Source organism: Nocardia sp. BMG111209, from assembly GCF_000381925.1.
Taxonomy (GTDB): Bacteria; Actinomycetota; Actinomycetes; order Mycobacteriales; family Mycobacteriaceae; genus Nocardia.
Genome location: NZ_KB907307.1, coordinates 4,536,970 through 4,555,931, shown reverse-complemented (window position 1 = coordinate 4,555,931; position 18,962 = coordinate 4,536,970). Strand labels below are relative to the sequence as shown.

At 69.9% G+C, this 18,962-nt stretch carries 21 protein-coding genes, 1 tRNA gene and 1 pseudogene; 5 read left to right on the top strand and 18 right to left on the bottom strand.

Annotated elements, in window-relative coordinates; genetic code table 11:
• Positions 1 to 33: 33 nt before the first annotated feature.
• Together G361_RS0121120 and sigJ (G361_RS0121115) are read left to right on the top strand one after the other, a co-directional pair.
• Entirely contained in the window at positions 34 to 1,200 is a 1,167-nt protein-coding gene (locus tag G361_RS0121120; protein ID WP_019929101.1) for an NAD(P)/FAD-dependent oxidoreductase, read from the top strand.
• Positions 1,197 to 2,093, top strand: a complete 897-nt coding sequence (gene sigJ, locus G361_RS0121115) for an RNA polymerase sigma factor SigJ (protein WP_019929100.1) — start codon at positions 1,197 to 1,199, stop codon at positions 2,091 to 2,093. Before G361_RS0121120 ends, sigJ (G361_RS0121115) begins: the two co-directional genes overlap by 4 nt.
• 39 nt (positions 2,094 to 2,132) lie before the next feature.
• On the opposite strand, the gene G361_RS0121110 is transcribed toward sigJ (G361_RS0121115), so the two are convergent.
• A complete protein-coding gene (locus G361_RS0121110; RefSeq protein ID WP_019929099.1) occupies positions 2,133 to 2,738 on the bottom strand; it encodes a TetR/AcrR family transcriptional regulator in 606 nt (201 codons plus the stop codon).
• 152 nt (positions 2,739 to 2,890) lie between these two features.
• On the opposite strand from G361_RS0121110, the gene G361_RS0121105 reads away from it, so the two are divergent.
• Positions 2,891 to 3,829, top strand: coding sequence for a hypothetical protein (locus G361_RS0121105; protein ID WP_019929098.1), 939 nt, complete (start codon positions 2,891 to 2,893; stop codon positions 3,827 to 3,829).
• A gap of 517 nt (positions 3,830 to 4,346) precedes the next feature.
• Complete coding sequence (locus G361_RS0121100; RefSeq protein WP_019929097.1) at positions 4,347 to 4,562, top strand: hypothetical protein; 216 nt, start codon at positions 4,347 to 4,349, stop codon at positions 4,560 to 4,562.
• A 1-nt stretch (position 4,563) separates the two neighbouring features.
• Here the strand turns inward: G361_RS0121100 and G361_RS51030 are convergent, their stop codons facing one another.
• Together G361_RS51030 and G361_RS51860 are read right to left on the bottom strand one after the other, a co-directional pair.
• A complete protein-coding gene (locus tag G361_RS51030) occupies positions 4,564 to 4,710 on the bottom strand; it encodes a hypothetical protein (RefSeq protein ID WP_019929096.1) in 147 nt (48 codons plus the stop codon).
• 97 nt (positions 4,711 to 4,807) lie between these two features.
• Positions 4,808 to 5,173, bottom strand: a pseudogene (locus G361_RS51860) (acyl-homoserine-lactone synthase); the annotation flags it as partial.
• Between the two features lie 382 nt (positions 5,174 to 5,555).
• Between G361_RS51860 and G361_RS0121080 the strand changes: the two are divergent.
• Positions 5,556 to 6,134 carry a hypothetical protein gene (locus G361_RS0121080; RefSeq protein ID WP_196814521.1) on the top strand — a complete coding sequence of 193 codons (579 nt, stop codon included), beginning with the start codon at positions 5,556 to 5,558 and terminating at the stop codon, positions 6,132 to 6,134.
• A gap of 104 nt (positions 6,135 to 6,238) precedes the next feature.
• On the opposite strand, the gene G361_RS0121075 is transcribed toward G361_RS0121080, so the two are convergent.
• The 15 genes from G361_RS0121075 to G361_RS0121005 all read right to left on the bottom strand — a co-directional run bounded on the left by G361_RS0121075 (position 6,239) and on the right by G361_RS0121005 (position 18,865).
• Positions 6,239 to 6,634 (bottom strand): hypothetical protein, encoded by a 396-nt coding sequence (locus G361_RS0121075; RefSeq protein WP_019929092.1) that lies wholly within the window; start codon positions 6,632 to 6,634, stop codon positions 6,239 to 6,241.
• Positions 6,635 to 6,687: 53 nt separating this feature from the next.
• A complete protein-coding gene (locus G361_RS0121070; RefSeq protein ID WP_019929091.1) occupies positions 6,688 to 7,497 on the bottom strand; it encodes an alpha/beta hydrolase in 810 nt (269 codons plus the stop codon).
• Between the two features lie 208 nt (positions 7,498 to 7,705).
• Positions 7,706 to 7,779 (bottom strand) — tRNA-Gln (locus G361_RS0121065).
• 293 nt (positions 7,780 to 8,072) lie between these two features.
• The gene (locus G361_RS44350; RefSeq protein ID WP_019929090.1) at positions 8,073 to 9,941 is read right to left on the bottom strand and encodes a tetratricopeptide repeat protein; all 1,869 of its coding nucleotides are present in this window, start codon (positions 9,939 to 9,941) and stop codon (positions 8,073 to 8,075) included.
• A gap of 218 nt (positions 9,942 to 10,159) precedes the next feature.
• A complete protein-coding gene (locus tag G361_RS44345) occupies positions 10,160 to 10,606 on the bottom strand; it encodes a hypothetical protein (protein WP_019929089.1) in 447 nt (148 codons plus the stop codon).
• A 66-nt stretch (positions 10,607 to 10,672) separates the two neighbouring features.
• Entirely contained in the window at positions 10,673 to 11,146 is a 474-nt protein-coding gene (locus tag G361_RS0121050; RefSeq protein ID WP_052172849.1) for a MarR family winged helix-turn-helix transcriptional regulator, read from the bottom strand.
• Positions 11,147 to 11,241: 95 nt separating this feature from the next.
• Positions 11,242 to 11,607 (bottom strand): DoxX family protein, encoded by a 366-nt coding sequence (locus G361_RS0121045; RefSeq protein WP_019929087.1) that lies wholly within the window; start codon positions 11,605 to 11,607, stop codon positions 11,242 to 11,244.
• A 21-nt stretch (positions 11,608 to 11,628) separates the two neighbouring features.
• Positions 11,629 to 12,072 carry a nitroreductase/quinone reductase family protein gene (locus G361_RS0121040; protein WP_019929086.1) on the bottom strand — a complete coding sequence of 148 codons (444 nt, stop codon included), beginning with the start codon at positions 12,070 to 12,072 and terminating at the stop codon, positions 11,629 to 11,631.
• Positions 12,073 to 12,147: 75 nt separating this feature from the next.
• Complete coding sequence (locus G361_RS0121035) at positions 12,148 to 13,329, bottom strand: NAD(P)/FAD-dependent oxidoreductase (protein ID WP_019929085.1); 1,182 nt, start codon at positions 13,327 to 13,329, stop codon at positions 12,148 to 12,150.
• 80 nt (positions 13,330 to 13,409) lie between these two features.
• The gene (gene sigJ / locus G361_RS0121030; RefSeq protein ID WP_036495303.1) at positions 13,410 to 14,375 is read right to left on the bottom strand and encodes an RNA polymerase sigma factor SigJ; all 966 of its coding nucleotides are present in this window, start codon (positions 14,373 to 14,375) and stop codon (positions 13,410 to 13,412) included.
• A gap of 255 nt (positions 14,376 to 14,630) precedes the next feature.
• Positions 14,631 to 15,002 carry an Lsr2 family protein gene (locus G361_RS0121025; protein ID WP_026343307.1) on the bottom strand — a complete coding sequence of 124 codons (372 nt, stop codon included), beginning with the start codon at positions 15,000 to 15,002 and terminating at the stop codon, positions 14,631 to 14,633.
• 378 nt (positions 15,003 to 15,380) lie between these two features.
• The gene (locus G361_RS44340) at positions 15,381 to 16,061 is read right to left on the bottom strand and encodes an alpha/beta fold hydrolase (protein ID WP_019929082.1); all 681 of its coding nucleotides are present in this window, start codon (positions 16,059 to 16,061) and stop codon (positions 15,381 to 15,383) included.
• A 55-nt stretch (positions 16,062 to 16,116) separates the two neighbouring features.
• Positions 16,117 to 17,766 (bottom strand): GMC oxidoreductase, encoded by a 1,650-nt coding sequence (locus tag G361_RS0121015; RefSeq protein ID WP_019929081.1) that lies wholly within the window; start codon positions 17,764 to 17,766, stop codon positions 16,117 to 16,119.
• On the bottom strand, positions 17,763 to 18,230 hold the full coding sequence (locus G361_RS0121010) for an SRPBCC family protein (RefSeq protein ID WP_019929080.1): 468 nt from the start codon (positions 18,228 to 18,230) through the stop codon (positions 17,763 to 17,765). Before G361_RS0121010 ends, G361_RS0121015 begins: the two co-directional genes overlap by 4 nt.
• Entirely contained in the window at positions 18,227 to 18,865 is a 639-nt protein-coding gene (locus G361_RS0121005; protein WP_019929079.1) for a hypothetical protein, read from the bottom strand. Before G361_RS0121005 ends, G361_RS0121010 begins: the two co-directional genes overlap by 4 nt.
• Positions 18,866 to 18,962: the final 97 nt, after the last annotated feature.

Genomic DNA, 18,962 nt, shown 5'->3' with positions numbered 1-18,962 from the left:
TCATGTTCCGGGGCCCGGCGGTGTCTCTGGGGTATGACCGAACACACCATGCACCGGATCATCGTCGTCGGCGGGGGATATGCGGGCACCCTCGCGGCCAATCATCTGCGGAAGCGGACCGATGTGGTTGTCACGCTGATCAATCCACGCCCGATGTTCGTCGATCGGGTGCGGTTGCACCAGTTCGTCGCCGGTACCGGGGAGGCGACCGTCGCGTACGACACCCTGCTCGGGCCGGGCGTCGAACTGGTCGTGGACAGCGTGACCCGCATCGAGACCGCCACCCGCACGGTGCGACTGGCCTCCGGCGGGATACTGGACTACGACCATCTGATCTATGCGGTCGGCAGCACCGCAGCGGTGCCGACCGTTCCGGGTTGCGCCGAATTTGCCTGTACCGTCGCGGAATTCGAGTCGGCGCAGCGGCTGCGCACCCGGCTGTGGGAGCTGCCGCTCGACGCTCCGATCACGGTGGTCGGTGGCGGTCCGACCGGCGTCGAGACGGCCGCCGAACTGGCCGAACGAGGGCGTGACGTCACGCTCGTGTGCGGGGGAACCCTGTTGCCCGCGATGAATCCGCCCGGCCGCCGATATGTCGCGACCTGGCTGGCGCGGCACGGGGTCACCGTGCTCGAGTCGGAACGGGTGTGCGAAGTGCGTTCGGCGGCAGTGGTTCTCACCGGCGGCGAGACGCGTCCGAGTGCGCTCACCGTCTGGGCGGCCGGTTTCGGCGTGCCGCGGCTGGCGGCGGCCAGCGGACTGCGCACCGACGACCTCGGCCGGTTGCTCACCGACGAGACGCTGACCAGCGTCGACGACGACCGCATCGTGGCGACCGGCGACGCCGCCGCGCCGTCGGGGGCGCCGCTGCGGATGTGCTCCCAGGCCGCGGGCGCGCTCGGCGCGCAGGCCGCCGAGACCGTGCTCGGCCACATCGCCGGAACCGAGCCGGCGGCGATCGACCTGGCCCTGATCGGGACCTGTGTGAGCCTCGGCCGCCGCGCGGGTATCCGGCAGCTCGCCCGCAAGGACGACACCGCGGTGAACTTCTACCTCGGCGGCCGCCTCGGCGCGCGGATCAAGGAGATGACCGCCACCCTCGCGGTCGGCAAGATCCGCCGGGAGGCGCGTAAACCGGGCGCCATGGCATGGGTGAAGGGTGGCCCGCGTCCCACCCGGCCGGCCTCGGTCACCGCATGATCGCCGACGACCACGCCGAGCGGTTCACCCTGCTGCGCCCGCTGCTGTTCACGATCGTCTACGAAATACTCGGCTCGGCAACCGAATCCGACGATGTGCTGCAGGACAGCTATCTGCGCTGGGCCACCGTGGATCTGGCGGCGGTGCGCGACACCCGGTCGTATCTGGCCCGGCTGGTGACCCGGCAGGCGCTCAACGCCCTGCGGGCCGGCGCCCGGCGCCGGGAGGACTACATCGGCCCGTGGCTGCCCGAACCCCTGCTGATCGACGAGCACGACGCGTCGGCCGATACGGTGCTGGCCGAATCGGTGTCGATGGCGATGCTGGTGGTGCTCGAGACGCTCACCCCGGACGAGCGCGCGGTGTTCGTGCTGCGCGAGGTGTTCGGCTTCGGCTACGACGACATCGCCTCGGCGGTGGGCAAATCCGTGACGACCGTCCGGCAGGTGGCGCACCGCGCGCGGGGGCATGTGCAGGCGCGGCGCAGGCGCTGCGACCCCGGCGACGCGGCTCGGATCGCCCGGATCACCGAGCAGTTCACGACGGCCGCCACCACCGGCGACACCCGGGGGCTACTGGCGTTGCTGGCGCCGGACGCCACCTGGATCGCCGACAGCGGCGGTAAGGCGATCACGGTGCGCCGCCCCGTGATCGGCGCACAGCAGGTGGCCCGCTACCTCACCGGCCTGTTCGAGAAGTCGCGGACCATGCCCGATCTCCGGATCGAGATGGTCGCGTACAACAACACGCCCGCGCTGGCCGCGTACCTCGGCGATCACCTCGAGGGCCTCTATCTGATGGAGATCGCCGACGGCAGGATCGCCACCTTCTACGCCATCCGCAATCCGGACAAGCTCGCCACGGTGGCGGTGCCGCGACGGATCAGCCGGTGACGCCGAAGACGCTGCGCCGGTGCTCCTTTCGCTGCCGGTCTACGTGCCGGGGCCGGCCGGGTCGTGGCGCAGCCCGGCCAGCAACAGGGCCACCACGCGGCGGACGTCGTAGCGCGGATCGCGGCCGACGCCCACGCAGAGATTGCCGACCGCGTACATGAGTTCGAAGGCCGTTGTGCCGGAACCGATCTCATCGGCCGCGGCGGCGGCCTCGAGCAGTTCGGCGCAGACCGGCACCAGGCGTTCGAGGAACCAGTGGTGCAGATCGGCGAAGGTGGCGTCGTCGGAGTGCAGTGCCGCGGCGAGACCGTGTTTGGTGACGAGGAAGTCCACGAAGAGATCGATCCACCGCACCAGCGCGGCATACGGGGAGCCGCCGGCGGCCAGCAGCGCCGGGCCGGCCGCGGCGCACTCCTCGACCTGGTGCCGGTAGACGGCGACGATCAGCTCGGCCCGGGTCGGGAAGGCGCGATAGATCGTGCCGACGCCGACACCGGCGCGGGCCGCGATATCGCGCACCGGCGCGTCGACGCCGGAGGCCACGAACGCCGCTGCCGCCGCCTGCAGCAGGGTTTCGTCGTTGCGGCGGGCGTCGACCCGCTTGCGGGCGCGCGCCCCGGTCGTGCCACCGTCCGTCTCGGCCACCGCCGTGTTACCTCCGTCACACCGTCGATGAAGCGGAACCTTGTTCCGTATTATCGATTTCGGAACATGGTTCCGCTTCAAGGTTCTCACATCCGGGCCCCGGCATCGGGGACACGGACGACTCACATATTCCCGCTCGAGGAGAAACACCCATGAACCAGCCCGACGACGTGATCGTCTCGGTGCGCCCGGTATCGCTGCCCGCCCCCGGCCGCGGCACCGAGTTGCGGGTCCGGATCTCGGCCCCGGTCACCGGCACCGGCCTGCCGGTCCTGTTGTTCTCGCACGGCTTCGGTCAGTCCCTGGACAGCTACGCGCCCCTGGCCGACTACTGGGCGGCCGGCGGATTCGTCGTCGTGCAGCCCACCCACCTCGACTCGGCGACGCTCGGCATCGGCCCCGACGACCCCCGTTATCCGGACATCTGGCGGATCCGGGTCGATGACCTCACGGCGATCCTCGACCACCTGGACCTCGTCGAGGCCGCCGTACCCGGTCTGGCCGGACGGATGGATCGCGACCGCATCGCCGCCGCGGGGCACTCCTGGGGCGCGCAGACGGTGAGCATGCTGCTCGGCGCGCGCGTACTCGACGCCGTCGGCGTGCCCGGCGAGTCCGTCGCGGATTCCCGGATCCGGGCCGGTGTGCTGCTGGCCGTGCCGGGAACCGGCGGCGCCGACCTGTCCCCGTTCGCCGCCGAGAACTTCCCGTTCATGAGCCCGGACTTCGCCCGGATGACCACCCCTGCCCTGGTGGTCGCGGGCGACGCCGACCGGTCGCAGCTCAGCGTGCGCGGCCCGGACTGGTTCACCGACGCCTATCATCTGAGCCCCGGCGCCGCGGGCCTGCTCACCCTGTTCGGCGCGGAACACTCGCTGGGCGGGATCAGCGGCTACGCCGTCACCGAGACCACGGACGAGAATCCGGACCGGGTCGCCGCGATCCAGCGCCTCACGCTGGCATATCTGCGCAGCGCGCTGGATCCGGCCGATGCGGGATGGGCTGCGGCGCAGGCGGATCCGGCGGGAATCGGCGGGCTGGGGCGGATCGAATCCGGGCGGCCGATCGCCGCCGCGAGCCCGCGCGGCTAGTTCGTGCCGACCGCCGCGGCGCTGCTGCTCACTCTCGGCGCCGGGTCGCGGCTGTGGCGCCGTGGGCCGCTGATCCTGCGATACCCTCGTCGAAAACCGCAGGCGCACTGTGCTGTTCGGCCCATCTCGCATCCCGATCCGCCGGGATGCGGGGCCGGTCGGTTGCCGTGGCATCGCTGATCGGCATTCGCGGTGACGCCGGTACGGTTCCGGCGGTAGGCGCGCGGGAGCTTTCGTCCGGCTTGTTCCCAAGCACGCCAACGGAATTGCCCGAAATGGCGGGAATCGCGGGATCGTTCCACAGGACTCGCCCAAAATTTGCCATCGGCGGATACTCGCGCACTAGAGTGACGGATGCCGCTGCACCCGAGGGTTTGCGGGTGGGCAGTCCCCCTCGGGGCAGCGGCATTGTCCGGGGCGGGAGGCCCGCGTTCCACATCGGCGCTTCCTCGCTCGTGTTCGGTGCGGGGCCGTACATGAGTCGTGCGGTGCCGGAATGGGATGAGGGAGAACGGGAATGGGGTCGCGCAAGGCGATATTCCGTTTCGCGGAGGAGGTTACGGTTCGCTACGGGTCGCTGGAGGCCTTCTACCTCCGGCTGCACGCCGCGATGGACACCGAACCGACCGTGATACTGCCGGTGATCGACGATCCGCTGGCTCGGCCGATGGCCTATTCGGCGATCGAGCAGCCCAGTCCGGTGCCGGTGTCCTTCGCCGGGAGGTGGCGATGACCTACCCGCGGCGCACGGCCGGGATCGTATAGGCCGTACAGAGTTCGGACTCGATCGTGATCGGGGGCGCCAGGCGGACGACGGGAAATCCGGTCGCCGCGGCCTTGCGCTCCACGGCGAGATGCGAGAAGGCCAGCAGCGTGGACACGTGCTGTGCCGCAGCGTAATCCAGCGCGCCGGTGAGCAGCGCGGTCGCGATCGGCCCCAGCTGTGCCCCCCGCGAACGGCTGCCCCGGCGAGACGCAGAACCGCGAGATCTCCCAGATATCGGGCGAGCACGGCGCCGTCCGCCCACCGAGGGCGGCCGCGAAGACGTCGCGGAGCATGTACGGGCCCTCGGTCGGCAGCAACCGGCAGCAGCCGGTCACCTGCCCGTCCGGGCCGAGGGTGACGACGTAATGTGGTGCGAGATCATCGAATTCGTCGCGTTCGCGCCCGTCCACGGAGTCGACCTGCCAGCGCAGCCGGCGCGCGAACACCTCGTGGCGCAGCCGGAACACGGCATCGAGCAGGGCGGGGGTCACGGCCGGTGCACCGGGTGGCCCGGCCAGGATCGGGATATCGGCCGGATCGCGGCCGGGCAGCGGGGTTTCGGCATGGGGTAGGGGCATCGGCAACTTCGGCATCGGCAACTTCCTCTTCGGCACCGAGATGTCCCGGAAAGAGTTCGCGCGCCGACGGAATCGGACCGATGGCGGCCCGAGCCGCCTGGGCCCACCCGGACCGGGATATCCCGGGGACTGCCCCTCGTTCGGCCGGCTCGGAGTTCGACGGGTGCGGACCGCGGATGCGGATCCGACCGAATTGTCGCAAATCCGAACGAACTCAGGGGATCTCGCATCGCCACGGCCGAGGTGTGCTCGGTGTGCCTGGTGCTTCGCTTCGCATCGCCCGACCTGGACCGGGGACATCGTTATGATGTGACGCACATCGGCCCTGTACCGAGGCGATCGAATCGCCGACGGCGGGCGCGGCGAGGCGGAAGGAGTCGCGATGGCCGACAGCGGATATGCCGCCCTGCGCGAGCAGACCGCCGGGCAGAGCGTTCGAATTCGCCGTGCCGTCGTCGGGATGCGGCCGCTCATATCTACTCGATCAGGAGAACCGATGCCCGGATCACTGTCACGGACAGCGCTACGACTGGCGGCCGGCGCCGCGGCCGCGCTGGCGATTTTCGCGACTGTCACGGCACCCTCGGCGATGGCACAGTTGCCCTCCGGCAGCAGTGGTTCCGGCGCGGCGCCGACGGTCGAGTTGAACGCCTACTGCGGTCAGCCCGGCGCCTCCGGCCGGCTGGCGAACGGCCGGGCCGTCTACTGCACGCCGATCCAGGGAACGAACGCATCCGTGTGGTCGTACACGCACGGCCCGCTGGCCCACGATCCGAACACCCGGGGCTACAGCTGTGACGCCGGCGGCTGCCATCAGCCCGACGGCACCGCGACGCCGGACTACCAGCGGTGCGGGATTCTGTGCGGCGAACCGCCCACCAGCGGTGACATCCAGAGTGGGCTGTCCGATTGCTTCGACGCCGGGACCGCGTTCGAGGAGTGCGAACACCGAATCCACTGAACTGCGTGGATCGTCCGTCCCCGGCCGCGTCGAACGGTCACCGCGGCAGTGTGTTTCGGTTCGCTCGTCGAGCGGGTGGCGCGGTGACCGTTCGGTGGGCACGATCACGCGGCGTCGAGGGCCGCGGTGATCTTGTGGGACATCGCCGCCGCGGCGGGGGCGGGGGTGGCCCGCTCGGCGCCGGCCGCCAGGGCGATCGTGATCGTGGTGCGGAAGTTGTCGGCCTCCGCCGAATCCTGTTCTCGCAGAATGCGCATCGCGGCGGTGAGGGCGGGCAGCACGCGGTCGGCGAGTTCGGCGACCGACTTGCCGCCCAGATCGCCGATCGCGGACTTCTCGGCGAGTACGTGGCCGACCACGCCGGTGGCGGAGGTCAGCGCGATGGAGCCGGCGGTGGCGACCTTGTGCGGCGCGGTGCCGGCGGCGGCGAACAGTGAGATCGCGCCGTAGGCGGCGGTACGCAGGGTCAGCTTGTCGCGGTCGGTCAGGGTGACGGTCATGACGATGTACTCCTCGGAGTCGAATGATGTTCGGGTGGGCGGGAAATGGGTGGTCAGCGGCCGGACAGGTCGGTGACCTCGTGGACGGCGGCGGCGACCGCACGGAAGTCCTTGCGGAGGATGGTGCTGTGGTTGCCGGCGACCTTGGCGCTGATGCGGATGCCGGGGTTGCGCTCGCAGACGGCGTCCAGGCCGGTGCGGATCCGTTCCTGCTCGTCGCCGCGGCTGCCGAAGGAGGTCCCCGAGGCGACGACGTAGCGGACCGGGACGGTGATCGCGTCGAGAACCGGTCCCAGCGCGTCCGTGCGGGACAGTTTGCCGAGTTCGATATTGCTCTCGGCCTGTTGCGCGGCGGACATCCGCGGGGTGAGTCCGGTGGGCCGCAGTAGCGGCATGACCCAGTTCAGGCGTTTGAACAGGGTGCGGATGCGCTGCTCCATCGCGTCGTCGAGCCAGTCGTAGGGGTAGGCGCCGTCGACCAGCACCGCGCCGAGGGCCCGGCCCGGGTTGCGCTCGGCCCAGTGCGCCGCGACGACGGCTCCGTACGACCAGCCGACCAGCAGGGCCCGGTCGACCCCGCGAGCGGCGAGCACGGCGTCGACATCGCGGACCGCGACCTCGAAGGAGTAGTCCGCCGAGCGCCGCGACCTGCCGCGGGCCCGCTCGTCGTAGGTGATGTGCCGGAAGTCGGCGCCGAGCTCGGCGATGACCCGCCGCCAGTAACCCTGGGTGGCGAATTGGCCGTTGAGGTAGACCACCGGGATCCCGGCGCCGCCGGTGTCGGTGACCGCGAGGGCGGTGTCGTCGACCGGCAGCATGCCGGTCCAGTGCGAGGGGGCTGCGGTGGTGGTGTTGTTCGTCATGAGAATGACTTTCGCGGGACCCGCTGACACCGAGCTGTCACGGCGTTGACACCGTGTCAGTGTCCGCCACCGGGGGCATGTCAGGCCCGCGACGGGGCGAATTCGTCCATGCCGCCGCGGTCACGAGGAATATCGCTCTGGCACCAGGACTCGAACCTGGATTCGGGACTCCAAAGGACCCTGGGCTGCCGATTACCCCATACCAGAGCTGCCCGCCGAGGACTCGAACCTCGAACCTTCCGGATCAGAACCGGACGCAACTGCCGATTGTGCCAGCGGGCATTGCTTTCGGAACGACGGATTCGAACCTCCGCCTTGCCATACATTCCGTGATGATCCGAGGGTAGCCACACGCGCTGCCGTGCCGCGACCGAATTTCGGGTCCGCCGGATGCGCTCGAAACCTCAGTCCGCTGCCCTGGGTGTCGAATTGCGCACCGGCACATATTGTTCGAGCTGTCACAGTCGTTCCGGTGCCCGGCAGTCCGCCGATGACGATGAGCATGTCGTCCACTCTGCCGATGGGGTCGGACACCGGGCGGGCCGGTTGCGGTGGTAGTCCGGATCGCTTGGGCATCAATACAATTCGGACGGCGGCTGAGTGCCCGGGGCCGGTGCCGAGCGGAACCAGGTGAGGCGGGCGCGGTCCTTGTGGACGTCGGCGGAGTCGGCGCCGTGGACGCGCTCGCGGATGGGGAGCAGACTCTCCAGGGCGGTGGCGGCGGTGGCCGGGTCGCCGGCGACGCCGGTCCAGAAGGCGAGACCGACTCGGTCCAGGAGGGTTTCGGGGTGTTCGGGGCCGGAGAGGGCGGTGCGGTCGGGGACCAGGGTGGTCAGGAGGTCCCGGGCGCGGGCCGGATCGCCGGCGATGCCCACGAAGTGGATATGGTTGCGGCGGATGACGAGTGCGCCGTGCGAGTCGGGGCCGAAGACTCGGATCGCGATCGGCACCAGGGGTTCGTAGTGGTCGCGCGCGCCCGGGGGGTCGCCCGCGTCGCCGATCTGGAAGGCCAGATTGCTTCGCGCCCAGAGGGTGTCGGGGTGTTCGGGGCCGGAGATCTGTTCGCGGATCGCGACCAGTTGTGCGCTCAGCTCGCAGGCCGCCGCGGCGGCACCGGCCTTGCCGGTCCAGAAGACCAGGCGGTCCCAGGTGACCAGGGTGTCGGGGTGGTCGCGGCCCTGCACCCGGATGCGTTCGGCGAGTACGGCTTCCATGCGGCGGCGGGCTTCCTCCGGGTCGCCGGAACGTCCGATGGCGAAGGCGAGATCGTCGAGGGCCTGGAGGGTTCCGGGGTGGTCCGGGCCGAGTGCGGTGCGGCGGGCCGCGGCCACCTCCTTCAGCAGGATCAGCGCGGTGGCGTAGTCGCCGGCGGCCTCCAGATAGGTGGTGAACTGCAACAATCCGTCGGATTCCTGGTCCAGGAGCAGGCGCGCGTGCGGGAGCAGTGCCGCGTAGATCGGCCACGATGCCCGCTGATCGGGTGTGCCCGGCAGCGATTCGGTCAGTGCGGCCGCCGCGATCCGGCGCCAGGCCGCGCGGGCCGGGTCGTCGAGTTGTTCCAGCACCACGGAACGGACCAGGCGGTGCACGGTGAGGGTTCCGGAGGTCGGTGTCGCGATCAGCGAGTACTCGCGCAGGGCCGCCGTCGCGTCATCGAGTCCGAGTTCGTCCTGGAGCGGGGCCGCCAGGGCGCGATCCGGTTCGTCCGGTTGGGCTGTGGCCAGGCCGGTTTCGAGCAGGAGCCGGATGGGCACGGGTGCGGGCGCGTAGCACGCCAGCAGCCGCAGCAGCGCGATGGCCGCGGGTTGTTCCGTCGCGAGTCGATCGAAGGCTATGTTCCAGGTAGTCCACACCGTTCGGTCATAACCCCATGCGCGGCCACGATTCAAGATCTGCCGTCGCCGTTCGCGTAACAGGGTCAGATAGCGGGCCAGACCGATGGCGGTGGCCCGGACGTAGGCGGCGGCCTGTTCGAGCGCGAGCGGGAGGGTGCCGAATTCGGCCGCGATCGCGTCGGCGGCCCCGGGATCGGCGTCGCCGGAGCGTTGCAGCAGGTAGTCGACGGCGGCGGCGCGGTCGAGCATCTCGACCTCGAGGCCGACCTCCGGGGGCCACTGCGCGGAGCGGGAGGTGATCAGCAGGTGACCGTTGCCGACCGTGGGCAGCGCCGGGAGGACCGTCGCGGCATCGGTGACGTTGTCGAGGATCAGCAGCCACGGGCCCGGCCGGGTGGCGAGTGCGCTGTGTACCCGGGCGACGGGGTCGGCGGTGTCGAGGTGGTCCCGGACTCCGAGGAGGGTGGACAGTTCGGTCATCCCCGCCGACAGGGTCGCCGCCTGCTCCGCCGCGAACTGCCAGATCAGGTCGTACTCCGACTGGTGGCGTTGCGCGTAGGTCGTTGCGGCACTGGTTTTCCCGACCCCGCCGAGGCCGTGCAACGCCACGGTGCGCGGGAGCGCGGTGGCGGTGTCGAAGCGGGTGCGGATCTCGGTGAGCAGGGGTTCCCGGCCGGCCAGCCAGGGCGGGGGGCCGGACAGCCGGACCGGCTTCGCCGTTTCGAGCCGGTGTTCGTAATACAGTGCGCCGATGGCGATCCCGCCACGATCGGCGCGAATACCCGTGTCGCCGAGGGGGTGTGGAGCCGGAACAACGCCGGGATCGGTCAGCCCCGATCCGAACCCGGCGCCGGAGGGAGTCCGGTGGAGACCGAACCGTGGATCGTCACGGCGGCGACGCCGTGATCGGTTGCCTGGACCGAGATGTCGCCGCCGGCGGCGACTCCCTGGCCCTCCGCGTGCACCTCGGCGGCCCGCAGCGGCGCGATGAGCTGTTCGAGTTCGGTGGCGAAGGCGGCATCCGCCTCGGCGGCGGCTTCGATCGCCAGTTGCAGGCGTTGCATCGTCCGCTCGGATTCGGTGCCGGATTCGGTCTCCGACTTCAGCTTTCGCAGTGCCGGATCGTCGCCCAGCACCCGGCCGATCAGGTCGTGCAGGCGATCCATGCCGGTGTCCAGGGCCCGGTCGACCTCCCGGTCCGCCCGGCGGCCGACGCGGTGCAGTTTCCGGACCAGATAGGCGACCGCGTATCCGGCCAGTAGCTCGATTCCCACAGCCGACCCCCAGCTTTCGACAACCCGATACGAGAGTACCGGCTCGGGGCGTTGTCCCGCTTTCGGTTACGCGAGTTCCTCGGTGGAGTCGTGCCCCGCCGCGGCGGTGCGGCGCAGGAAGTCGGCGATCACCTCCAGCTCTGCCGCGCTGTAGTCCCGGCAGAGTTCGTCCATGCGGTGGTTCATTCCGGCGAACATGGTGTAGAGCTCCGGATTTCGCTCACGCAGTGCGCGGACGGTGACGGCGCGGCGGTCGGGGGAGTCGGGGTCGCGTTCGCGGGCCACCCAGCCGCCACGTTCGAGCCGGTCCAATACGCCGGTGAGGGTTGCGGGATGCAGGCCCGTGCGGCGGGCGAGTTCCTTCGGCGACAACTGTCCCTGCCGGTTGAGCAGGTCCAGGCAGGTCCAGTCGGCGTCCTTCAATTCGACCCTGCCGCCGAAGCGGCGGTTGAGCAGTGCCAGTTGGATATTGAGGTCGCGCAGGGCCTCCTTGACGGTATTGGTCAACTGCCGATGCGTGCCCGCGATCCGATCCGTCACCGGATTCACACCTCCCGACGCGGCCGATTGTTCGATATTCGTATCGTACGAGATCGACCGGAAGCGGGGCCCGGTGGTCGCGGCCCGCGTGGCGGTCAACCGTCGAGTGCGAGGCTCGCGACGGCGAGCGGGAGGAAGACGCCGACGGCGCCGAAGAATGTCGGCGAATAATCGCCGACCCGGATGTGGCTGTAGGCCGCGCAGACGAAATACAGCACCAGCCCGGCGGCCGCGGCGGTGCCGACGATCGGCGCGCCGAGCAGGCCGATCGCCAGCCCGGCCGCGCCGGCCAGTTTCAGGGTGCCGATCGGGAAGACCAGCCAGGTCAGCGGGACTCCCGCGGTCTGCATGGCGGGGGTGAGGACCCGCATGATCGGTTCGAAGCGGGTGATCGCGGCGATACCGGAGAAGGTGTTGGCGCCGATGGCGACGAGCGTGACGATCAGGTGTGCGGTGGACATCGCGACTCCTCGGATTCGGGATCAGGCCGGTTCGACGCGGAATATCGCGATGCGATTTGCCGCGGCCGCCATCGCGTCCGCGGAGGCGGCCGCGGCCTGACCCGAATTCACGAAGATCTCGGCCACCCGCGCCGGGCTGGTGGCCACCAGGGTGCGCAGCAACGGACCCCGGTCCTCGACGGGGATCTCGACCAGGCGAGCGGGGGCGGACTTCCGCCCCCGGCTCAGTGTCACCGTGTTCGTGGCGCGGACGTTCGCCACCCACGCCGCCTTGGGAAACGCCTGGAAGATGTACTTTTCGCCGTCCAGTTCATTGACCGCGATCGCGAAGGTGCGCGGCTGCCCGCTGCGCCGGCCCGGCACGGTCAGCAGCTGCATCTGCCCGAACGCGATCCCGGTGCGCTGCAGACCGACGATGACCTTGTTGACGCTGTTGACCATTCTGCGGAAGTTCCGTGTGTCCATGCCTCCGATCGTACTCCATAAGATATGGAAAGCATATGATATCAAGCACGCATCAGGTGGGTGATGCGGCCCGATTCACCGGGTCGTGGTCCGGATCTCACCCGCCACGAGACGACGGCGCCGGGTCGGCAGCAGGATCGTCGGATGCGCGACGCTCCACGCCGCGCCGGCGCAGATGAACTCCTTGACCCGGGCGGCGGTCCGGCCGGTGAGAGCCGTCGGGGTGGCGCGATCGTCCGGGGTGACGCGCTGGATGATCGCGTCCCGGCGGCCGAGGCTGATGCACTGGACGGTGTAGCCGATGGTGGTGTCCGGGACCGGCCGCGCGGTGAGCCGCGCGGCGATCGAGTCGGCGGCCAGCCAGGCCATGGGAATTCCCGACGCGCACGACATGCGCAGCGGCTCACCACCGGCCCCGTCGGCGAGGGCGGCGTCGCCGACGGCGTAGATGCCGGGATGGGAGATCGAGCGCATGGTCTCGTCGACGATGATCCGGCCCGTGTCCGAGACCGTCACGGTGGTGGCGGCCGCGAGCGGGTGGACCGCGAAACCGGCTGTCCAGACGGTGATCTCGGCGGGAATCCGATGGTCCGCCGCGGTGGTCACACCGGTCGCGTCGACGCGCGCGATACCGGTGTGCTCGTGGACGGTGATGCCGAGGCGGTCGAAGCTCTCGCGCAGGTGGCGCCGGGCCTTGTCGCCGAGCCGATCGCCGATCCGGCCGCGCGCGGTGATCGCGACCCGCAGCTCCGGGTGCGACTCGGCGATCTCGGCCGCGGTCTCGATACCGGTGAGGCCGGCGCCGACGATCAATACCGTTGTGCCCGGTGCGGATTCGCGCAGCCGGTCCCGCAGCCGCAGGGCGTCCGCCCGGCTCGCGACCTTGTGGGTGAGTGTATCGGCGCCCGGGATCCCCTGATCGGCGGCGACGCTGCCGAGGGCGTAGACGAGGGTGTCGTAGCCGAGGGTTTCGGCGCCGTGTGCACCGATGACGTCGACGGTTGCGCGATCGGGGTCGAATCCGGTGACCCGCGCCTGCCGGGTCAGGACGCCGGTGCCCGCGTACATGTCGCGCAGCGGGCGGTGGGGGAGGTCCTGGCCGCCGGCGAGCTGGTGCAGGCGCACTCGCTCGATGAAATCGGGGTCGGCGTTGACGACGGTGATCTCGACGTCGTCGCGGTGCAGCCGCCTGGCCAGGCGGCCCGCGGTGCTCGCGCCGGCGTACCCGGCGCCCAGGACGATGATCCGATGCGTCATGACTTGCTCCTATCCGGTTGCTGACACCTCCTGAACCGGACAGCCGGGCAATTTCTGACAGACGAGGGGCGTGAGGTGGGTCACCCCGGGACGCCGACGTCGGGATGCCCCCCGTCGGCGGCCCAGCGACCGGTGAAGCGGTCGAGTTTCTCCGGATTCGCCTGGATCCGGAGCGCGGCGATACCGGCGGTGGTGATGTCGAGGCTGTAGACGCCGAGGATCCGACCGTCGACCTCGACGAGGACGGCGGGCCCGTGGTTGACGCCGGTGATGTGGAAAATCGGTGTGCCGCCGAGAATTCGGTCCTTGACGGCGGTCGGGCGGGCCAGGCCGCACAGGTAGCGGGCGACCGCGAGCGCACCCTCGACCCGCCGGCGGACCGGCAGGTGGCCGCCGCTGTCGGCGACGCTGACCACGTCGTCGGTGAGCAGCCGGACCAGGGCCTCGGTATCGCCGCTGAGGACCGCGGCGAGGAATTCCTCGACGATCCGCCGGGCCGTCGCCGCGTCGACCACGGTCCGGGCGCGTTCGGCGGTGATGTGCTGTTTGGCCCGCCGATAGATCTGCTGGCAGTTGGCCTCGGTGAGATCGAGGATCTCGGCGATCTCGCGGTGCGGATATTCGAACGCCTCGCGCAGTACGTATACCGCACGTTCGTTCGGCGACAACCGTTCCAGCAGCGTGAGTACGGCCAGGGAAACCGATTCGCGCCGGTCGAAGGTGTCGGCCGGGCCGAGTATCCGGTCCGTGGTCAGGACGGGTTCGGGAAGCCATTGCCCCACATAGGTTTCCCGTTTGACCCGGGCCGAGTCGAGTCGATTGAGGCAGAGGTTGGTGAGGACCTTCGTCAGCCAGGCCTCGGGGATTTCGATACGGCCGCGGTCGGCGGCGTGCCATCGCAGATACGTGTCCTGTACCGCGTCCTCGGCATCGCCCGCGGACCCCAGCAGCCGATAGGCGATCGCCTCGAGGCGGCCCCTGGAGTTCTCGAAAACATCGGCCTCGTGGGTGCCCGATGGTGGCGTCCCCGGCGAATCGGCGCTCATGTCGTCGCGCGGGGAATCGCTGTGCCGTGGCGAGAAGATGGTGTGTTCATCGTCGGATGATTGTCGTACCGCCGAGTTCGGGGGCTGCACCGGGGTGGGCGAATACACCATTACCGGTGGGAAGGCGGGAACGACTCCCGGCTCGGTGGAAAAGTGGGAACGGTCGAACCCGTTGCGGCCGTGACATTCCGGCAAACCGGATCGGCGCAACGGGTTCATCGCGACCCGACCGTGGCATTCGCCCGGTCCTCCGAGTCAGTGCTTCCCGTTGCGGTAGGCGCTGATCAGCGCCGCGGACAGGCGGCCGCGGGTGGAGACGGTGTGGCCGGATTTCTGCGCCCACATGCGGATTGCGGCCGTCTCCTCCTTGGACAGGCCCCCACCCTCGCGTCCGGCGGTGCGGGTGCGGGTCCCGGCCCGGGGAGCGCCGCGGCGGCCGACGCGGCGGGCGGCCTGGATGTAGGGCTCGACCTGCTTGAAGAATTCGTCCCGATTTCTCGCTCCGAGGTCGATCTCGTAGTCGGTGCCGTCGAGTGAGAACGTAATCGTCGGTTCCGGAACAAGATTCGGATCGATCCGCTCACCGGAGATGTCGTCGAATGTTTCGACCATGGTTTTCTGCGCCATGTTCACAAGATAGCACGCCGTGCCGCGCGGATTATCCAAAGATAAAGCGGTTCGGAGTTATTCGATAGCTTCGGTTGCGCGATATTCCGCCGTACGATCCGAATGCACGTGCCTTCCGGGCCGATCACGGTGTGCCCGAACGGGACGCGGGCCGCGATGACCGCTCGTATTCGCTGGTCACGGCCGTCGGCGGCCGATCGATGACCTCGGTTGCCGAGGCCGCCGGGCCTATTCGCCTTCCCCGGCCACCGGCGCGGGCCGGTGCGACGGCCCGTCGGCGCGGTTCGCCGGGACGAAGCCGAAAGGCGATTCGAGGGAAAGTGAGTCTGCCGACATTGTGTCCCGGCCGGATGGTTGTTCCACGCGGTCGGTGGTAGTTCAGCCGGCGGCGGTGAACTCCGCGATGATCCCCGCCAGCGCGGCGGGATCCTGCAGCATCGGCAGATGTCCGGTGGAAAGCTCGCGCCGGAATCCGGCCCCGAGCTCGTCGGCGTGCCGGTATTGCATCGCCGGGGACACCTGGCGATCCGCGGTGGTGACGACGAACCCGCGGTGCGCCGGAAATGTTCTCGCGGACACCACATCCCGATAGAGGTGCCGGGATTCCGGCGCGAACTCGGCGACGATCCGTGTGGCGTCCGCCTCGTCGATCCCCGCGCACAACGCCGAGCGGATCGCCTTCTCCGGGGGCCGGGTGCCCGCGAGCCGCATGATCAATCCGATGACAACTCGTTGTGGCGCAGGCAGAGTCGCGAGGAACGAGGTTCCGGCGGCCGGGAAGGTCGCGGCGACCCCGAGCAGTCCGGCCACCCGCTCGGGTGCGGCGGCCACGATCCGGCTCGCCACGACACCGCCGATCGAATGCGCCACGAGCGTGAACGAACCCGCCGGCGCCTGCTCCAGCACAGCCGCCGCGTAGTCGCCGAGATGCGCGCCGGGCTGTTTCGGATACGCCGCGACGATCGAACCGTCGGGCAGGTTCGCGCGAACCCCGTCCCAGATCCAGGCCGGAAGTCCTGCGCCACTGAGGAACAGGATCGGCGTCGGGTGCGGATTCACGTGGATCTCCTTGCGGCTCGGGATGCGCTCGCAAGGGTAGGGGAGGGGTCCGACATCAACCGCCGGCGCGGATGATCGCCTCGATATTGCGTTCGGTGAGTGCGCTGATGGTGAGGGAGGGGTTGGCGATGCCGGCGTTGCCGGGGACCGCGGCGCCGTCGAGTACGTAGAGGCCCGGGTGGCCGGGTATGCGGCCGTAGGAATCGGTGGCCCGGCCGAGCACCACGCCGCCGAGCGGATGGGAGCATGCGTTCGCGTATCCGATGGACGGTGGCAGCAGCGACAGACCGGCCGCGGCGATGCGGCCGCTCGCCGCGCCGGCCGCGGCGATCGCCTCGTTACCGCCCCCGGCGGGCCAATCCAGGACGACCTTGCCGGCGGCCGGGTCGTAGCGGAACGTCCCGCGGGTCTCGTCCAGCACGAGACCGATCACCACGAGCATGCCGACGTCGATCGGGACGCCGGGTACGGCGAAGTTCTCCAGAACGGTCGGCATACCGGACTCGTCCAGTACGCGGCTGGCGACCGCGGCGCCCTGGGTGCCGATATCCGGTGAGTTGAGCGTCCAGGGCGCCATCACGACATTGCCGTTGGAACCCCAGCCCGCACCGACGTGTTCGTTCAGCTCGGGCAGGGTGCCGGTGTCGCGGGCCCGGACGAGCAGTTCGGAGGTGCCGATGGATCCGCCGGCGAGGATCAGCCGATCGCAGGTGAGGGTCCGGGCGGCCAGTACGTCCCCGGTCGGGGCGATCTTGTCGACCGTGAGGACGAACCGGCCGCCTTCCTGGGTGATCGCCTCGACCCGATGTCCCGCGTACACCACCGCCCGGCCGGTGTCCTGCGCGGCGCGCAGATAGGTCCGGTTCAGGTCGGTCTTGCTGCCGTTCGAATTGCCCAGGGTGCTGCGGCCGATGACGGCCGAGGGCCGGGAGCGGCCGGCCAGTTCGGCGCGGATCACGTCCCAGTTCCAGACCGACTCGGACGGATCGGGGCGGTAGCCCGCGCGGGCGGCGAGCGTGTCCCACGCCCGGCTGTGCGCGAACGCCGAGGACTGATAGATATCGGGCGGCATCGTGCTCGCGCGCAGCATCTGCCGTGCCCGCGGATAATAGGTCGCCGCCAGTTCCCGATAGTCGACGAGACCACCGAATACGGCATCGAAGTATCGCTGCTCGGGCTGGACCGTCACCCCGGTGTAGACGATCGAGCTGCCGCCCACCGCCGCGCCGCGCAGCACGCGCATATTCGGGTAGTTGTCGATGCACAGCACGCCGCCGAAATCGTCGACGCCGAGCGGAACCGGAACGCCGGTGGCCGACTGGACCACATCGGAGAAGGTGTCGCGGTGCCAGACCCCGCGTCCGTCGGGCAGCGTCTCCGAGGAGAAGATGTCCCGCCACGGGTCGTTGGGCCAATGCGATCCCCGCTCGAGAATCGTCACCTGTACGCCCGCCTCGCCCAGGCGCAGCGCGGAGATCGCACCCCCGAATCCGGAGCCGATCACGATCACCTCGCTGTGCTCGGGCGGGTCGGGCAGCGGTGCGAAGATCTCGGGCACGATATCGCGATATCCCGCGACGCGGGCCGGGTCCCCACCCGGCGCCGCACCCGCCGGTGCGGGAATCAGGGATGTCGCGGCCGCGGCGGTGCACGCACCGAGGAAGGCGCGGCGGCTGAAGGCGTCGGGGTGCTGGATCGAGGTCACGATTGGGTGCTTTCGTCGGTGTGGAAGGCCGCGGTCACTTCGCGGCGCAGCGTGGTTTCGACATGCCGGACGGCCGTCGCGGCGATGAGGTCACCGAGTGGATTGGTCACGAGGCCGGCGGCCCCGGTCGCGGGCGGATAGCCGATGCGGACGCGGATCCGCGTCGCCCCGGCCGCGGTCGTCTCGAACTCGAATCGGGCGGTTACCAAGGGTTTTCGGGTCGACCGCAACTCGATCACGGCATCGTCGCGCCATTCGACGGCGTGCAGTTCCAGTTCGGTGGTCGCGATCGGGTTGGTGAAGGTCATCACGAAGACGCTTCCGGCGCCGGATTCGGGGGTCCCGCGCGGCCGGAATTCGGTGACGCCGAACATCCATGCGGGCACGTTGCGATGGTCGGCTACGTACCGGAACACGAAGTCGCGGGGGACCGCGACCTCACCCGCTCGCTCGACGATCTTCATCGCACCCGCCCGCCGATCGCGCGGACGCGGGTTTCACCCGAGCGGCCGGGATCGTGCCGCAGCCTCTCGGCCGCGCGCTCCCGGGCGGCGGTGTTGACTGTGGTGAGTGTCATAACGGACGGCCGGGCCGGGTCGCGTCGTCGCGCGATCGGGTCGGCGGCGATACCGATCGGCTGGGCGAGGGCCGGCAGCTCCGAGTTCGGGGTTCCGCAACCGTCGAGCGCCGCCACGGCCGGCAGGCCCTGGGAATGCTCGGCAACATCCAGCGGACGAACGGCGGCCGGATCCGGGTCGGCGCCGGACAGCGGGCGTACTGCCACGAGTTGGCTCGGCAGGCCGCCCGGAAATGCCATCGGTGGTGTTTCCCCGCGCCGATCGTTTGCCGCGCGATCGTCGAGCCAGGCCAGCGGGTCGAATCGCAGGCCGCGAACCGTGATCAACATGTGCTCGACGGGTGCGAGCCGCCGCGCCGCGTCCTGCGACCGGTCGGCGGCGAAGGTGTGCGGGCCGCTCTCGTCCGGCCGCCCGCCGAACTCCCCGAGCCGGCCCGCGCTCGCGCCGCAGAATGTCACAGCAAATGTTTCGCCATCGGTGATCCGGGTGGTCATCGGCGGGCCGGGCGAATTATCGGGCATCCGCGGCATTGTCGAATGCGGCTGTGGATCACCACATGATTGTTCATCGACGATCATAACCATTCCTTCGTTTCCGTGAGCGAAAGAAGAAGCAATC

What these genes read in the sequence shown, in the direction of transcription:
- G361_RS0121120 (WP_019929101.1), top strand. Translation starts at nt 34, where the DNA reads ATGACCGAACACACCATGCACCGGATCATCGTCGTCGGCGGGGGATAT.
- sigJ (WP_019929100.1), top strand. Translation starts at nt 1,197, where the DNA reads ATGATCGCCGACGACCACGCCGAGCGGTTCACCCTGCTGCGCCCGCTG.
- G361_RS0121105 (WP_019929098.1), top strand. Translation starts at nt 2,891, where the DNA reads ATGAACCAGCCCGACGACGTGATCGTCTCGGTGCGCCCGGTATCGCTG.
- G361_RS0121100 (WP_019929097.1), top strand. Translation starts at nt 4,347, where the DNA reads ATGGGGTCGCGCAAGGCGATATTCCGTTTCGCGGAGGAGGTTACGGTT.
- G361_RS0121080 (WP_196814521.1), top strand. Translation starts at nt 5,556, where the DNA reads ATGGCCGACAGCGGATATGCCGCCCTGCGCGAGCAGACCGCCGGGCAG.
- G361_RS0121075 (WP_019929092.1), bottom strand. Translation starts at nt 6,634, where the DNA reads ATGACCGTCACCCTGACCGACCGCGACAAGCTGACCCTGCGTACCGCC.
- G361_RS0121070 (WP_019929091.1), bottom strand. Translation starts at nt 7,497, where the DNA reads ATGACGAACAACACCACCACCGCAGCCCCCTCGCACTGGACCGGCATG.
- G361_RS0121045 (WP_019929087.1), bottom strand. Translation starts at nt 11,607, where the DNA reads ATGTCCACCGCACACCTGATCGTCACGCTCGTCGCCATCGGCGCCAAC.
- G361_RS0121040 (WP_019929086.1), bottom strand. Translation starts at nt 12,072, where the DNA reads ATGGACACACGGAACTTCCGCAGAATGGTCAACAGCGTCAACAAGGTC.
- G361_RS0121035 (WP_019929085.1), bottom strand. Translation starts at nt 13,329, where the DNA reads ATGACGCATCGGATCATCGTCCTGGGCGCCGGGTACGCCGGCGCGAGC.
- sigJ (WP_036495303.1), bottom strand. Translation starts at nt 14,375, where the DNA reads ATGAGCGCCGATTCGCCGGGGACGCCACCATCGGGCACCCACGAGGCC.
- G361_RS0121025 (WP_026343307.1), bottom strand. Translation starts at nt 15,002, where the DNA reads ATGGCGCAGAAAACCATGGTCGAAACATTCGACGACATCTCCGGTGAG.
- G361_RS0121010 (WP_019929080.1), bottom strand. Translation starts at nt 18,230, where the DNA reads ATGAAGATCGTCGAGCGAGCGGGTGAGGTCGCGGTCCCCCGCGACTTC.
- G361_RS0121005 (WP_019929079.1), bottom strand. Translation starts at nt 18,865, where the DNA reads ATGCCCGATAATTCGCCCGGCCCGCCGATGACCACCCGGATCACCGAT.